Raw genomic sequence first — 15,682 nt, 5'->3', positions numbered from 1 at the left:
GGCTTCCACTTTTTTCTATTACTTTACCAGAAAATAATTATGTAAACTATGAAGAAAGTGGGATTTTTTCTTTTGAGTAGTGGAAAAGCTTGTAAGACTCAGTTTTCTGAATCTAATTAAAATTATTGTCTGTGTATGATACATCACGAGATGCGCATACCATAAGTAGTTAATCATTTTCGGAAAAGGGGAATGAGCATGAAGCGAAAACTTGTTGCTACAATAACGACGGCGACGCTTACGATGTCTGCGCTGTCCGTTCCGTTTCTTACGCTGAGTTCACACGTGGTCTACGCGGCGGAAGCGGTAAAGGAAACACGGGCACCCGAGTACAAAACGCGCGCGGATATTCCTGCACAGTATAAGTGGAAGCTCGAAGATATTTATGCGGATAAAGCAGTCTGGGAAGCCGATTTGAAAAAGCTCGAGCAAATGGCGAATGCATTCCCGCGGTATCAGGGTAAAGTAGGACGGTCGGCGGACGAGTTATTGAAAGCGCTTAACGACCTGAGTAACTTGATGCGCCTGCGTGACAAAGTGTATGTGTATGCCTCAATGGGGTTTGACGTCAACTCGTCCAATTCGTCGTTGAAAGAGCTGCTGGACAAGGCTGAGAAGGCAAGCGCGTTGACGGCCGAGAAGACGTCCTGGTTTACGCCTGAAGTGCTGTCCATCCCCCGGGATAAGATGAAAACATACCTGGAAGATAAAGAGCTGGCCGTCTACAAAACGTTCCTCGAAGACCTGGAGCGTACGAAACCGCACACGCTGACCAAAGAAATGGAAGAGCTGCTCGCCCGGCTCTCCCCGCTTGGACAAAACCCGGAAAGCGTCTACTCGCTGTTGAGCAAAGATATAAAGTTCCCGAAAATTAAAGACGAGAAAGGCAAGGAGGTGCAACTGACGCGTGCCAATTTCATCTCCTATATGGAGAACAAAAACCGCGACGTGCGCAAAGCCGCATTTAGAGCGTACTATCAAACGCTTGCAGGCTATCAGGACACCTTCGCCCAGACGCTCGCCGGCAAAGTAAAAGCGAACAATGCATATGCAAAAGCGCGCAAATATCCAAGCGCGCTCGAAGCCAGCCTGGCCTCGAACAATGTGCCAACGAAAGTATACGATGAGTTGATTAAAAGCGTTAACAAAGCGCTGCCGCTGCTGCACCGGTACATGGAACTGAAGAAGAAGATGCTCGGCGTAAGGGATGTGTATATGTACGACATGTACACGCCGATGGTGGAAGCCAATCAGACATACATTCCATACGAAGAGGCACAGAAACGCGTACTGGAAGGACTTGCGCCAATGGGTGATGAGTATGGGAAGGCGCTTGCTCATTCGTTTAAAGACGGCTGGATCGACGTGTATTCGACCGACGATAAGCGCTCGGGGGCGTACCAGTCCGGGGCATACGATACGCATCCGTATGTGTTGCTGAATTACCAGGGCACGAATGACGACATATTTACGATTGCCCATGAACTCGGACACGCCATGCACACATATTACACAAACAAAAAGCAGCCGTATATCACGTCCAACTATCCGATTTTCACTGCGGAAGTAGCTTCTACGCTAAACGAAGCGTTGCTGTTTGATAGCCTGTACACCAAAGCGAAGACAAAGCAGGAGAAAATGTACCTGCTCAATCAGCGCCTGGAAAATTTCCGTACGACCTTGTTCCGCCAGACGCAGTTCGCTGAATTCGAGAAGCTTATTCATGAAAAAGAGCAGGCAGGTGAGTCGCTCAACGCGGAAGCGCTCAAGAAAATGTACTTCAATATTAATAAGAAGTACTACGGCCCCGCGGTGGCGGATGACCAGGAAATCGCCATGGAATGGGCACGCATTCCGCATTTCTATTACAATTTCTATGTGTATCAGTATGCAACGAGTTTCGCCGCCTCGGCCGCTCTGGCCGAGCAGGTGAAGAAGGAAGGCAGGCCGGCTGTGGATCGCATTCGTGAGAAGCTCCTCTCCGCGGGCAACTCTGCGGCGCCGATGGATGTGCTGAAAGCGGCCGGGGTGGATGTATCAACTTCGAAGCCGGTGGATGACGCGATGAAAGTGTTTGAAGAAACATTGAACGAGATGGAGAAGCTAGTGAACCAGAAATAAAATGGGTAGGTGCGTGCATAAGGCCCCTTTTTCGCAGCGCGATAGAGGGGCTGTTTTGCCGCTTCTTTTTTTTGTTAGATTTGCCCTATAATAGAATAGGACAGAACAGAAAGGATGAAAGACGTGAAAAACATTGCAGCCATTCTCGTGGTGCTTGCGCTGGTCGGCGGGGTGCTGTACGGGACGCTGGGCAAAGACAAAGAAACGGAGCAAGCTCAGACAACTCCTGCACCGACGAAGGCAAGCCAGCAGGCGGCGCCTGTGAAAACGGGCAATCAGCCATCCACTGCAGCTCCTGCGAAGCCGAAAGCCCCATCGTCAACTAAGGCCGCATCGGAGAAGAAAATCGGGGTGCGGGAGGGCAATCTGGCACCGGATTTTACACTTGACACATTGGACGGAAAGACAATGCGCCTGTCCGCTCTGCGGGGCAAGACGGTCATCGTGAACCTGTGGGCGACCTGGTGTCCGCCGTGCCGCGCCGAAATTCCTGACATGGTTGCGTTCTATGAAGAAGCGCGTAAGAACAACGTGGAAATTCTGGCGGTCAACCTGACGGAGACGGAAAGCAGCGTTCCGAATGTAAGGCGGTTTGCCGAGGGGATGAAGATGCAGTTTCCGATTCTTTTGGATAAAAAGTCAAAAGTGGCGGACATGTATGAGGCGACTGTCATTCCGACGAGTTTCATTATTGATGAGGACGGTGTCATTCGCAAAGTAGTGACTGGTCCGATGAACCAAAAAACGATGCGGGAACTGATTGGGAAAGCGAAGTGAGCCGATGCGCAAGGGTCGGCTCTTTTTGCTGTCTGATTCCCTGTGGCCTATGGCTTCTTAAGGTTGGTAACTAACAAAATGATAGTACGAAGCAGAAAAAACTGTTATGCTTAAAAGAAAAAAGAGAAAAAGGAGAAGAGGGGATGGTCGAAGTATGGGGGTTCTATCTATTGCTGCTGTGTACCAGTATGCTGTGGGCCGGCAATTTTGTCGCCGGCAAATTTCTTGTCGGGCATGCATCGCCAATGATGCTTACTGATATGCGCTGGGTCGTGGCGATTGTCTGCCTGATTCCGATTGTGTGGTGGAAAGAGAAAAGAATCGTTCCGCCGCGCCAGGCGATATGGCCGCTATTTTTTATGGGGCTGACCGGCGTGATGCTGTTTAATTGGTTTATGTTCCTGGCTTTGGAGCGCACCTCAGCCGATAACGTCGGCCTGCTGTCGGCGCTGAATCCGGTGGCGATTGCCATCGTTTCGTTTTTTCTGCTGCGGGAGCGTATGACAGGCCGCCAGCTAATCGGCATGACGGTTTCTTTTCTCGGCGTTGTCGTCGTTATCTCGCACGGGGATGTAGGACGCTTGCTTAGACTGCATTTGAATACGGGCGATTTGTATATGCTGTGCGCGGTGGCGAGCTGGGGCTTTTATTCCGTGGCCGGCCGGAAGGCGATGAAGTATGTGTCCCCGTATATGTCTACGCTATGGGCCGGGATTTTCGGCGTGCTGTCGCTGATGCCGTTTACCGTCTCGTCGATGGAGATTGTGGCGCCGGACCCGGCGTTTTGGCTTGCGACCGTCTATGTTAGTGTAGGAGCAACGGTGCTTGCCATGCTGTTCTGGAATATTGGCGTACAGCGGGTCGGAGGGACGAAATCCGGCGTTTTCTTGAACTTCAATCCAATCTTTACCGCCTTGCTTTCGTTCTGGTTGCTTGGAGAAAGAATGAATGTGGTGCAATTCGCGGGGACAGCATTAGTCATCAGCGGTGTGTATTTGTTTACCGCGCTGCCACGCCGGGCGAATCGGATCGGCTCTTTGGAAGCAAAGGCGTAAGAATGAGCGCAGCTGTAAAGCTGCGCTAGACTCTTAAAAAATAATTAAAGGAGAAAACATATGAATGCCATTCCTTCCCGTATTTCCAATCAGCAACAAGCAGCGGATAATCCATTCGTAAAATTGAAGAAAAGATATGTTTATCCAATCGGTGGTTCACACTTATTGAATGACATGATGACAGTAGGGATTATCCCTGCATTATTACCTTTATACAAACAAATATTTAATTTGAACTACACACAAACAGGACTCATCGTCTTAGTTTCTTATCTGACATCATCGGTAATGCAGCCTTTGTTTGGGTATTTGACTGACAAGAAACCGAAGCCATGGGCGTTGCCTTTAGGCGTACTTTTAACTGGATTGGGATTATCTATTACCGGTTATGTTACCAATTACTTTCTTCTACTTTTAGCAGTTGCTATTTCCGGATTAGGTTCCGGATTATTCCATCCTGAGTCTAATCGGGCTGTATTTTTAGCTTCGAATGATGAAAGAGGAAAGGCTCAGGCGATATATCAAGTGGGAGGAAACTTTGGTCAATCTTTAGGAGCATTAATTATACCGTTGTTCCTTTTATCGTCCGGATTAAAAGGAATGTGGGTGTTTCTTGTATGCGGGATTTTATCTTTTGTGATGACCGTATGGATGCTTCCCTGGTATAAGGATCAATTGAGCAATAGTGTGAAACTAAAAAAGAAAATGCAAGGTAAAAGTTACCCGATTGGCATGCTGCTGCTCCTTATCGTTGTTATATTACGCTCATGGGTACAGATCGGTGTCGCAGGGTTTTTGCCTTTTTATGGTCAAGAAAAAGGAATCTCTTTGCATCAAGTGGAAGTTTATGTTTTTCTCTTTCTTGGTGCAGGTGCGTTAGGAACATACATCGGCGGGCAAATTTCAGATCGGTTTTCAAGAAAAGCGATTTTGCTATGGTCTTTGATCGTTTCTATTCCATTTTCAATCATTACACCGATGGCAGACGGGATATTGCTGCCCATTGTCTTATTTGTTTTTGGTTTTACTATACTCTCTTCGTTCGCAGTAGGGGTAGTATACGCACAAATGTTAATGCCAAACAAAATTTCGATGGTATCCGGCTTAATGATCGGGTTTGGTGTGGGGGCCGGAGGAATCGGAGCCACATTTATGGGAGCGATTTCTGACCATTACGGTGTAGATGTAGTCATGCATCTGTTTACGATCTTCATTGTATTGGCTGTATTTGCAACAACCTTGATTCCGAATGATAGAAAATTATAAAGGAGAGAGCGGGAGGGGCGCGCTTTTTTCTGTGAAAATCGTGAAGAAAGAAGGAGAAGAGGGAGGAACAAAGATCTAATGTAGAAAAAGGCGTTCGCCTTTTTCCCCATTGAAATCATGGTCTCGTTCTCTTCTCTTTTTTCCTTCGTACCCCAAAAGTAAGCCGCCCTTCCTATGATTTTCATGTCGGGATTGCGGCTGAGACGCCATGGTGGTTTTCTGTGAAAATCGTGAGGAAAGAAGGAGAGAAAAAATTGTTTGACTATAGTAGCCGCCCGAACACGAATGTAAAAATGATGCGAAGCGCGAAATACAGCAGCACGGCGCCGAGCAGACGATCAAACCAGACGCGGTATCGTTCGTAAAACTTTCTGAATCTAGCAGAAGAAACCAGGAAGGAAAGCGTGACAAACCAGAGGGCGACAGCGACGATGATTTCGATCCCGTAAATCCAGCGCACCGCAGACGAGGTATCCGGCGTTAAAAACTGCGAAAACACGCTGAGAAAAAACAGCGCGGCCTTCGGGTTTAACACGTTGCACAAAAAGCCATCCCGAAATCCCTGCAGCGTTCGTTTTTTTTCTGCCAGCGTCCCGGGGGTAAAAGTCTCACCGCCGGAGGCAGCGGTCAGCGCTCCAAATCCGAGCCAGAGCAGGTACAAGGCTCCGGCCAGCTGAATCGCATAAAACAGCCCGGTAGATTGCTGCAGGAGAAAAGCAAATCCCATCACCGTATAAGCGATATGGACAATCAAGGCGCACGCGATGCCGATAGCGGTGGCCACACCCACCCGCACACCGAAGTTCAGGCTGTTTTTCATGACGACAAAAAAGTCGGGTCCCGGAGAAATGCCCGCCAAAATCCCGACGAGAAAAACCTCGACAAACATGTTTTCCGCCCCTTTTCCAAAATGAAAGATTAGGTAACACCCCAGTCGTACGACTGTTTATTGATTTTCAGCAGAATGGAAGAGTCTGTTTCCACAATGCCCTCAATCCGGCTCAATTCCTGCGTGAGGATTCGATAGAAGTCTTCTGTAGAGAACGTAATAATCTCAATAAAAAGATCGAACGAGCCGGTAGAGACGGCAACGAACCGTATCTCCGGAATTTGCACGAGCTGAGCGATGATATCCTGCAGTTTGTTCATCTTCACTTTCAGTCCAAGCATAGCGACGGTTGACATACCGGTTTTGAAAGGATCGACGACGCCGACGACTTTCAGTATGCCATGCTCCATCAGCCGCTGCACCCGGTTGCGCACCGTCCCGACCGTCACGCTCAGTTCTTCCGCGATTTCTGTATAGGATTTTCGTCCGTCTTTCTGCAGAAAGCGAATCACGGCTTTGTCGATCTCATCGAGATTGTGGCCGCTCGTTTCCATACAATTCCTCCCTGTCCGTTTTTTTTATCGTATATTGAATTTTTTTTAAAATCAATACATTTTTATTTAAAAAAAATAAAATTTAAACAGTTTATTCTATAAAAAATACAATTTGAAGAGTTTGTGAAAAAATAAAAAAACACTTCTCCCATAGAGAAGTGCGGCGGCACCCCCAGCCCCGTGAACTTTTATGAGTTTGAAGAAGATGGATTTATTGCAATACATTTCGGATCGCTTGGCTCCTTGCTTTTTAATAAAAAGATTTGTGGAAAAATTAAAACATAAGCATTTATGTTGTCAGAAATCCTTTAGTGTGGTATAACTTCATCTGTCTATCATGCTAAAGGAGGAAATAGAGTTGTTTAACGCAGTTGTTGTGTCTGTGTTTGTCATTGTGGTCCTCTCCCTGTTGCGGACGAACGTGATTTTCGCGCTGATTGCCGCAGCGGTGACGGCCGGACTGCTCGCGGGACTGTCGCTGACTGAGACGGTCTCCACGATGATTGAGGGAATGAGCGGGCAGATGGAAACGGCTCTTAGCTACGTGCTGCTGGGGATGTTTGCCGTCATGATTGCCCGTTCCGATATAACGTCCATCCTGGTGAAAAAGCTGATACGCGTTCTGGGAGGCAAGAGGGGAGTTTTGCTTGTTACGATCGCGTTCGTCGCGAGTTGGTCGCAGAATATCATTCCTGTGCATATTGCATTCATTCCGATTTTAATTCCACCGCTTTTACACCTGTTTAACCGGCTGAAGATCGACCGGCGTGCGGTAGCAAGCGCGCTTACGTTTGGCCTGCAGGCGCCTTACATTATGATTCCTGCCGGGTTCGGGCTGATTTATCACGGCATTGTGGCCGAGGAGATGAAGAAAAGCGGCATGCCTATTGACGTATCGTTATTCCCGAAAGCGATGCTGATCCCTGGAATCGGGATGGTGGTTGGCCTGTTTATTGCCCTTTTCCTTACGTATCGTAAAGAGAGAACGTATATTGATAAAGAAAATATACTTGCGCCATCAATCAATGAAGCAGAAACAACCACGTTCACCGGGAGGCATTTGCTGACGCTGGTGGCAATTGCGTCCGCGCTCGGTGTGCAACTGTGGACTGAATCACTGGTGCTCGGCACGCTGACCGGGATTCTGCTGATGTTTGTGTTTCGTGTCGTCCGGTGGAACGAAGGGGATGATGTGGTACAGCGTGGCGTGGCGATGATGGGTTTTATCGCGTTCGTTATGCTGCTTGCCTCCGGGTATGCCTCGGTGCTTCAGGAAACCGGCGCGGTGAAGGAACTGGTGTCCGCAAGCGGGGAAGCGCTAAAAAGTAGCCAATTGCTTGCGGCGGCACTCATGTTGCTGGTCGGCCTACTGATTACGATGGGGATCGGGTCGTCGTTCGGTACCGTGCCGATTATTGCCGCCATTTATGTGCCCCTTTGTGCTGAGTTAGGCTTTTCATTGCTGGCAACCGCGTCGCTTATCGGAACGGCGGGGGCACTCGGTGATGCGGGCTCACCTACTTCAGACAGTACGCTGGGGCCGACCTCTGGCTTAAACGCCGACGGTCAGCACCATCATATCTGGGATACATGTGTCCCTACGTTTTTGCATTATAACATTCCGCTGTTTGTGTTCGGATTGATTGCAGCCATGGTATTATAGAAAACAACCATGGCGTTGCAGCCGCAACCCCGACATGAAAATCATGGGAAGGGTGGCTGACTTATGGGGTATCAAGGAAAAGAGAAGAAAGAATGAGGAGAGGATTTTAATGTAGAAAAAGGCGACCGCCTTTTTCTTCCCCGGATCTCATTTCCTCTTTCTCTCCTTCTTTTCTCATGATTTTCATAGAAAAAACGTCGGTTTTCCGCTGGGCGGAAGCCGGCGTTTTCTTTCTATATTTTCACTATTGTTATAAGGTTAATTGATTTGCATAGTCAAACTTGATTATAATAGAGATAACTAGCGGAAAAAAGGGGACGACAAACATGGATGAACGGGCGCTGCTGCTGCTGGGCTTATTGAAGAATCAAAGCCAGCACGGCTATCAGATTAATGAGTTTATTGAGCGGAACCTAGGGAACATTATGGATTTGAAAAAGGCGACTGCCTACGCGATTCTCAGTCGTCTTCATGAAGCGGGCTATGTCACGCTTCATATGGAGCAGGACGAGAACCGGCCGCCGCGCAAAGTGTATTCGATTACGAAAGAAGGAGAAGCGCAGTTCTATCACCTGCTGCAGGCGAACCTTTCGCAGCTTGAACAGGTGGCGCTGCCAGGAGATATCGGTTTGATGTTTCTCAATTATCTTTCACCCGATGAAGCGGTGCGCTGTCTTACGACTCGGCTTGAGAACCTGGAGGAGCAGTTGCAGGTGTACGAAAGAGCAACGGAGCATGCGAATAATCCAGGCGTGGATTTGGCGATTGACCGGCGCCTTCACCTGATGAGAAGCGACCGGGAATGGCTGCGGGAGACGATCGCTACACTCAAAGCCAGATTTGAAGAAAAAAGTAAAGATTGAAAATAAAGAAGCCCGGGAAAGAGCAGTGCTGGCTGCTTTCCGGGCTTTTTGGTTTAGTGTGGGGGCGGACGAGACATCCGCCCCACGATAAAGTACAAGACCGACAGAAACGGCGGAAAGTACGAAGGTAATCGTCAGCAAAATAATGAACATTAAACGAAACAATTGCCTTCTATTCATGCTGTTTATTCGTACGATGCTTCAAAAATGCTTAGTACTTCGTCGGCCGTAATGTTGTGTGTGCCGACGAGCGTATCCGTACCATTGCCGCCCACACGGATCGTTTCATCCGCCATTAAGCGCAAATCTTCACGTTTGATGCCGACGTTCTGTAGCGTGTCATAGACGCCGATTTCTTTATACCAGTCAACGAGCGCATTAATGCCGGCTTTCGCCGCAAGTATGTCGTTATCTTCGGTGACGCGGAAAACGTTGCGGGCCAGTCGGGCCAGCCGGTGCGGGCGGTCCTTAAGCACGATTTGTTCGAGATATGCAGGCGTGATAATCGCAAGGCCGCGGCCATGCGAGATGTCATAATGCGCCGACAGCGTATGCTCCATGGCATGCACCGGAAACGCGCCGCCCCGTCCGGCATTCGCAATGCCGATAAGCGCCAGCGTACTCGTCCACAGAAGGTGTGAACGTGCTTCGTAGTTTTCCGGCTCGTCGAGCGCTTTTTTCGTATAGATAAGCACATTGCGCATCAGTCCTTCCGTCAGCTCATCCTGGACGTTGGCATGTTCATCGCCTGTCATATAGCCTTCATACAGGTGGGTGAACATGTCTGCCGCCCCGTCTGCGGTATAATTGGCCGGGACGGTGTACGTCAGCTCCGGGTCGAGAATGGCCGCTTTTGGAAACAGGGCGGGTCCGGTGATGCCTGATTTTTCTTTTGTTTCCCAGTTTGTAATGACCGCACCGGAATTCGCTTCCGAGCCGGTTGCGGCCAGGGTCGGGATGGTGATAATCGGCAGCGCTTCTTTGATCGGCAGCAGCTCTTTCCATTTGCCTGCTTTGCTGCCGCGGATGTATTCGTGAATCGGGCGGCCGGACAGGGCAACGGTGGCGATAGCCTTTGCCGCGTCCATGGCCGATCCACCGCCAAGGGCGAGAATCAGTTCGCAGTTTTCTTCGCGGGCGATACGGCCCGCTTCGTCAATCGTGGTGGCACGTGGGTTTGGCTCAATACGGTCAAACAGTACATAGCTTACGCCTGCCTTATCGAGCGAGGCGGTTACTTTGTCGAGTGAGCCGGTTTTCTTCGTGGAAGAACGCCCGGTTACCAGCAGCACTTTTTTCGCGTAAGACGCAACGATATCACCGGTTTTGTTGACTTCTCCTTGGCCGAAGTGAATACGGGTGGGCATATTGAGTGTGAAATTTAGCAAGTTAACGTCCTCCTTTTTTGTGCGAATTTGTTAAGATAAGAATAATAGTACCTTTCTATGTTTGCCAACAATTTCATCGTCTCATACTTACTTTTTCATAGCAAGTTTTTTCCTCAATTCGGGCATTCTAATGATAAGAGGAGGGAAGTGCTGCATGAAATGGATTTATTGGGTCGCGTTGTTTAATACAAAGTTCCAGGCCAGTTGCCTTGTAAAACGGATAGAGGAAGACTGGTGGACGAAGGGCTACCAGAGTCCGCGTATCGTTGAGATTTTCCGTGTAAAAGACGGGCGCTATGGCGTTCGCTATATGTGGTGATACGTACGAAAAACAGGAACGAAGCATGAAGAATTCATGGACTTTTTCAAATAATAAAGCAATGCCGTGCAGACAACAGTATACTTAATGTTGAGAAGGAAAACCTTCTCAAGCAAGAAAAGGAACGAAGGGGGCGAGGCGTCGTGTTATTCCTCTTCAGCTTTGCGAGCCAGGATGAGATGCTGCGGATTTGCAGGGAGTACGGCAACACGGTCCCCCGCCTTTCTTCCGAGAAAGAGAAAGCGGCAGCGGATGCGTACGAGCGTCTGCTGGAACGTGATTTCAGCGTAAAATTGGAGCGGCTGGCGGAAGAATTAAGAAAGAACCGGTAACAGCATAATGGATCGATCTGCACCGTGCGCGAAGCAAAGTCGTGCACGGTTTTTCATAGAGAGCAACTTTTTCGATGATGACGACCATGCGGAAGATTATGATATAATCTAATAGAAAGCGGGGAGAGGAAATGGAGCAAATATTAGAGCAGATTTTACTGGAGCTTCGTGAGCTGAAAGATGGGCAAAAACGCTTAGAACAAAGAATGGAACGTTTAGATCAAAGGATGGACGGCCTGGAACAGAGAATGGGCGGTCTGGAACAGAGAATGGACGGTCTGGAACAGAGAATGGACGGTCTGGAACAGAGGATGGATGGTCTGGAACAGAGGATGGATGGTCTGGAACAGAGAATGGATGGTCTGGAACAGAGGATGGATGGTCTGGAACAGAGGATGGACGGCCTGGAACAGAGGATGGACGGTCTGGAACAGAGAATGGGTATCTTGGAAGAGGGACAGCAAGAAATCAAGGAAGGATTAGTGCGTGTCGAAGAAAGCCAGCCCAAAGACATTCTTGCTATGCTAGAGCGTATCGACCGAAGTTTGGAAAACAAGGGATTCGAGCTGTACGCGCTCAATAAGAGGGTGTTCAAAGTTGAAGCAGAAATCGAACGGTTAAGCAGACAATGATGAAAAAGAGCAGGGCACCCCTGCTCTTTTTCACATACGCTCATTCACGGGGTATCCTTCTCGTATGAGCCTTTGTTCAATCCTTTCAATGTGAGCCTGATCATTGGTCTCCAACTCCACTTCCACTTCCGCCTGTCCTGGGACGATGCGAGGGCTAATGCGATGATGATGAATCGAAATCACATTGGCTCGCTCTTCCGCCAGCATGGTCAGCAGACGATTCAAATTGCCTGGCTTATCCTGCACAGTGGTCGTGATTCGCACATAGCGTCCCGACTCAATCAGTCCGTGCTCAATAATACGCGATATAAACGTGATATCTACGTTGCCGCCGCTTAAAATGACGGCAATTTTTTTATTTGCGATCGGCATGCGGCGGTACAGCAGCGGCACGAGCGCCGAGGCGCCTGATCCTTCAACAAGCAATTTGCTTCTTTCAAGCAAATACAGCATCGTGTGCGAAATCTCAATATCTTCGGCAAGAAATATATCGTCTACGTACTTTTCCACTAGCCCATAGGTGAGAGAGCCGGGCTTCTTGACGGCGATGCCGTCCGCTATCGTTCCTGTGCTTGGAACCGTCACCAGCCGTTTTTCGTTAAGGGAAGCGCTCATGCTCGCACAGGCGGCCGCTTCCACACCGTAAACCTTGACATGAGGCGCAACCGCTTTCACACAAGCGGCGATCCCGGCAATCAGACCGCCGCCGCCGACCGGGCAGATAATCGCATCTACATCCGGAAGTTGCTCCAGCACTTCGAGTCCCAGTGTGCCCTGTCCCTCGATTACGCGCGGGTCATCAAAAGGATGAAGAAACGTGGCACCGGTTTCTTTTTGAACTTGCAACGCCCTCTCAAGCGCTTCGTCGAACGACTGTCCGTGTAAGATTACGCGCGCACCATATCGCTGCGTAGCCTGTATCTTGGTGAGCGGCGCGCCTTCCGGCATGACAATGATGCTCGGAATGCCGGCTTTTGTACTGCTAAACGCTACGCCCTGTGCGTGGTTGCCTGCCGAGGCGGCGACGACGCCCCGCGCTTTCTCTTCTTCGCTTAAGGACGCGATTTTATTGTACGCTCCACGCACCTTAAATGAGCCGGTTTTTTGCAGATTCTCAAGCTTTAGGTACAGTTGGTTTCCGGCCAACTCACTGAAGGTGGTAGAGTAGTCAAGCGGTGTATGGCGAATCACCGGTTTCAGCATTTCTCTGGCCCGGCGGATGCCTTCAATTGTAACCATATCGATACGTCCTTCCCCGTAAGAATAAGCTATAGCCTCATTGTACCTTCTTCTCTTTGTGAGGAGCAAACCGAATGCAGTATTTTTCATTTTGCAGGCCGTGTTTAAACAGCTATACGCTGCCAGGAACGGTGAAACCATGCTTATGTATATCCTGTGAAAATTTTATTTTCGTGCTTATTTTTGGCATAATGAAGAAGAGAAAAGGGAAATACACATCAGGAGACCATCATTCACGAAAGGGGATTTGGAACGGAATGAACAACAAGATGCTTGAACAAGTCGCAGTTAATACCATCCGCATTCTTTCGATTGAAGCGATTGAAAAGGCGAAATCCGGCCATCCGGGCTTGCCCATGGGGGCGGCACCGATGGCCTATACTCTCTGGACGAAGTTTATGAACCACAACCCGGCTAATCCGGCCTGGGTAAACCGGGATCGGTTCGTATTGTCCGCAGGGCACGGTTCGATGCTTTTGTACAGCCTGCTTCACCTCACCGGGTATGATGTGTCGCTTGATGATTTGCAGAATTTTCGCCAGTGGGGCAGCCGCACGCCGGGCCATCCAGAATACGGGCATACGCCGGGGGTAGAGGCGACTACGGGACCGCTCGGGCAGGGCATCGGCATGGCGGTCGGCATGGCCATGGCAGAGCGCCATCTAGCTGCCGTATATAACCGTGACGGCTATGATGTTATTAACCATTATACGTATGCGCTGTGCGGCGATGGCGATTTGATGGAAGGCGTCGCGGCAGAAGCCATCTCGCTCGCCGGGCATTTGAAGCTCGGACGCCTGATCGTGCTTTACGATTCCAATGATATTAGCCTGGATGGTGAATTGGCTCATGCATTCTCCGAGAATGTAGCGAAGCGTTTTGAATCGTACGGCTGGCATGTGTTACGCGTTGACGAGGGCAATGACGTAGAGGCCATTTCGCAGGCGATTGTCGAGGCGCAGAAAGAGACGGAGCGGCCGACGCTGATTGAAGTGCGGACCATCATCGGATTCGGCAGCCCGAACAAAGGCGGCAAATCAGCCGCGCACGGCGCGCCGCTTGGTGCAGATGAAGTGAAGCTGGTGCGCGAAGCGTACGGATGGGAACACGAACTGTTTGAATTCCCGGAAGAAATACGCGAGCATTTTATTGAGGTAAAGACGAAAGGCCAGCAGGCCGAAAAAGAGTGGCAGGAGAAGTTCGATGCGTATAAAAAAGCGTATCCTGAATTGGCCGAGCAGTTCGAGCGGGCGATGCGCGGGGAGTTGCCGGAGGGCTGGGATGCGCAATTGCCTGTCTTTACCCCCGAGGACGGAAAAATTGCTACGCGTGAAGCATCCGGTAAGGCGATTAACGCTCTTGCGAAAGCCGTTCCGTTTTTCCTGGGCGGCTCCGCCGATTTGGCATCGTCCAACAAAACGGCCATTAAGGACGAGAAACATTTTAAGCACGGGCAGTATGAAGGGCGCAACATCTGGTTCGGGGTACGCGAGCATGCGATGGCCGCAGCCATGAACGGAATGGCGCTACACGGTGGTGTCAAGGTGTATGGCGGCACGTTCCTTGTGTTTGCCGATTATCTCCGTCCAGCGATGCGTCTGTCGGCTCTGATGGATGTGCCGGTGATTTATGTGCTGACGCATGACAGCATCGCAGTCGGAGAAGACGGACCGACGCATGAGCCGATTGAGCATGTGCCGTCACTGCGGGTTATTCCGAATATGATCGTTCTGCGTCCGGCGGATGCGAACGAGACAGTGGCCGCTTATCGGTTTGCGGTGAGCCGCAGCAAAGGGCCGGTGTCCATGGTTCTTTCCCGCCAGGGGCTGCCGGTCCTCCCTGGCACAAAAGAAAAGGCAGCCGAATCTGTTGCCCGCGGTGCTTATGTGCTCTCTGACGCCAACGGTACGCCGGATATCATTCTGCTTGCGTCTGGTTCGGAAGTGAGCTTAGCGATGGAGGCGAAGCAAAAACTCGAAGAGAGCGGGCATGGTGTGCGTGTTGTCAGCATGCCGAGCTGGGAACTGTTCGAACAGCAGTCGCAGTCTTACAAAGACGAAGTGTTGCCGCCGAATGTGAAAGCGCGTGTCGCCATCGAGATGGCACATCCGCTCGGCTGGGAGCGCTATGTAGGAGACAAAGGCGCGATCCTTGGTATCTCGAAGTTTGGTGCGTCGGCTCCAGGCGAAAAAATCATGGAGGAATACGGATTTACACCGGAAAATGTCGTGGCGATAGCGGAACGTGTATTACATCAATCAATAGATTGATATTGTGGAAAGTATACGGGAGCGTATAATGAAACGCTCCTGTTTTTTGTATAATAAAGAATATAGATTTTCGGATAGAGGGAATATTGAGATGGCAATATATTTTTTGCTTTTTTCGTGGTAATATTTATTTTCGAGAACTTTTAAAGTCTAGAGCGAGGATCAGATATAGAAATATATAAATTTGGTAAACTTGGAGGTAGCAATGGAACTTTTAGAAGTATTTAAAGCTTTATCCAATGAAACGAGACTGCAGATCGTACAGTGGTTAAAAAATCCTGAAATCCACTTTTCTAAACCGCAAAACGGGGATATACACAAGGATGGTGTTTGCGTGAGCGACATCCATAAGAAAGTTGGCTTATCACAATCTA

At 49.5% G+C, this 15,682-nt stretch carries 14 protein-coding genes; 10 read left to right on the top strand and 4 right to left on the bottom strand.

The features are described from left to right. Positions 1-198 precede the first annotated feature (198 nt). The 4 genes from pepF (at position 199) to ADA01nite_RS14720 (ending at position 5,219) form a co-directional block, all read left to right on the top strand. Positions 199-2,121 carry an oligoendopeptidase F gene (pepF, locus tag ADA01nite_RS14735; protein WP_146811040.1) on the top strand — a complete coding sequence of 641 codons (1,923 nt, stop codon included), beginning with the start codon at positions 199-201 and terminating at the stop codon, positions 2,119-2,121. A gap of 123 nt (positions 2,122-2,244) precedes the next feature. After that, positions 2,245-2,898 (top strand): peroxiredoxin family protein, encoded by a 654-nt coding sequence (locus ADA01nite_RS14730; protein WP_170230306.1) that lies wholly within the window; start codon positions 2,245-2,247, stop codon positions 2,896-2,898. A gap of 143 nt (positions 2,899-3,041) precedes the next feature. After that, positions 3,042-3,953 carry a DMT family transporter gene (locus ADA01nite_RS14725; RefSeq protein ID WP_146811038.1) on the top strand — a complete coding sequence of 304 codons (912 nt, stop codon included), beginning with the start codon at positions 3,042-3,044 and terminating at the stop codon, positions 3,951-3,953. A gap of 60 nt (positions 3,954-4,013) precedes the next feature. Continuing rightward, positions 4,014-5,219, top strand: a complete 1,206-nt coding sequence (locus ADA01nite_RS14720) for an MFS transporter (RefSeq protein WP_146811037.1) — start codon at positions 4,014-4,016, stop codon at positions 5,217-5,219. A gap of 262 nt (positions 5,220-5,481) precedes the next feature. Here ADA01nite_RS14720 and ADA01nite_RS14715 read toward each other — a convergent pair whose 3' ends face one another. Both ADA01nite_RS14715 and ADA01nite_RS14710 read right to left on the bottom strand, forming a co-directional pair. After that, entirely contained in the window at positions 5,482-6,108 is a 627-nt protein-coding gene (locus ADA01nite_RS14715; RefSeq protein ID WP_146811036.1) for a LysE family translocator, read from the bottom strand. Between the two features lie 29 nt (positions 6,109-6,137). Then, positions 6,138-6,602 carry an Lrp/AsnC family transcriptional regulator gene (locus ADA01nite_RS14710; protein ID WP_146811035.1) on the bottom strand — a complete coding sequence of 155 codons (465 nt, stop codon included), beginning with the start codon at positions 6,600-6,602 and terminating at the stop codon, positions 6,138-6,140. A gap of 337 nt (positions 6,603-6,939) precedes the next feature. Between ADA01nite_RS14710 and ADA01nite_RS14705 the strand changes: the two genes are divergently transcribed. Then, a complete protein-coding gene (locus tag ADA01nite_RS14705; protein WP_174760620.1) occupies positions 6,940-8,265 on the top strand; it encodes a Na+/H+ antiporter family protein in 1,326 nt (441 codons plus the stop codon). A gap of 326 nt (positions 8,266-8,591) precedes the next feature. Next, positions 8,592-9,128: a helix-turn-helix transcriptional regulator gene (locus ADA01nite_RS14700; protein ID WP_146811034.1), complete on the top strand. Its 537-nt coding sequence runs from the start codon at positions 8,592-8,594 to the stop codon at positions 9,126-9,128. A gap of 185 nt (positions 9,129-9,313) precedes the next feature. On the opposite strand, the gene ADA01nite_RS14695 is transcribed toward ADA01nite_RS14700, so the two are convergent. Further along, on the bottom strand, positions 9,314-10,516 hold the full coding sequence (locus tag ADA01nite_RS14695) for an iron-containing alcohol dehydrogenase (RefSeq protein ID WP_146811033.1): 1,203 nt from the start codon (positions 10,514-10,516) through the stop codon (positions 9,314-9,316). A 154-nt stretch (positions 10,517-10,670) separates the two neighbouring features. Between ADA01nite_RS14695 and ADA01nite_RS22130 the strand changes: the two genes are divergently transcribed. From ADA01nite_RS22130 to ADA01nite_RS14685, 3 genes are all read left to right on the top strand, one after another. Continuing rightward, on the top strand, positions 10,671-10,835 hold the full coding sequence (locus ADA01nite_RS22130) for a hypothetical protein (RefSeq protein ID WP_170230305.1): 165 nt from the start codon (positions 10,671-10,673) through the stop codon (positions 10,833-10,835). 143 nt (positions 10,836-10,978) lie between these two features. Continuing rightward, positions 10,979-11,167 (top strand): hypothetical protein, encoded by a 189-nt coding sequence (locus ADA01nite_RS14690; RefSeq protein ID WP_146811032.1) that lies wholly within the window; start codon positions 10,979-10,981, stop codon positions 11,165-11,167. A 131-nt stretch (positions 11,168-11,298) separates the two neighbouring features. Continuing rightward, on the top strand, positions 11,299-11,799 hold the full coding sequence (locus tag ADA01nite_RS14685) for a hypothetical protein (RefSeq protein ID WP_146811031.1): 501 nt from the start codon (positions 11,299-11,301) through the stop codon (positions 11,797-11,799). 30 nt (positions 11,800-11,829) lie between these two features. Here ADA01nite_RS14685 and ilvA read toward each other — a convergent pair whose 3' ends face one another. Beyond that, the gene (ilvA, locus tag ADA01nite_RS14680) at positions 11,830-13,038 is read right to left on the bottom strand and encodes a threonine ammonia-lyase (protein ID WP_146811030.1); all 1,209 of its coding nucleotides are present in this window, start codon (positions 13,036-13,038) and stop codon (positions 11,830-11,832) included. A gap of 257 nt (positions 13,039-13,295) precedes the next feature. On the opposite strand from ilvA, the gene tkt reads away from it, so the two are divergent. After that, positions 13,296-15,308, top strand: coding sequence for a transketolase (tkt, locus tag ADA01nite_RS14675; protein WP_146811029.1), 2,013 nt, complete (start codon positions 13,296-13,298; stop codon positions 15,306-15,308). Positions 15,309-15,682: the final 374 nt, after the last annotated feature.

Origin of the sequence: Aneurinibacillus danicus (assembly GCF_007991215.1) — a bacterium.
Lineage (GTDB): Bacteria > Bacillota > Bacilli > Aneurinibacillales > Aneurinibacillaceae > Aneurinibacillus > Aneurinibacillus danicus.
Note: the sequence above shows the minus strand (reverse complement) of the source record. Positions and strands in the feature narration are given on the sequence as shown.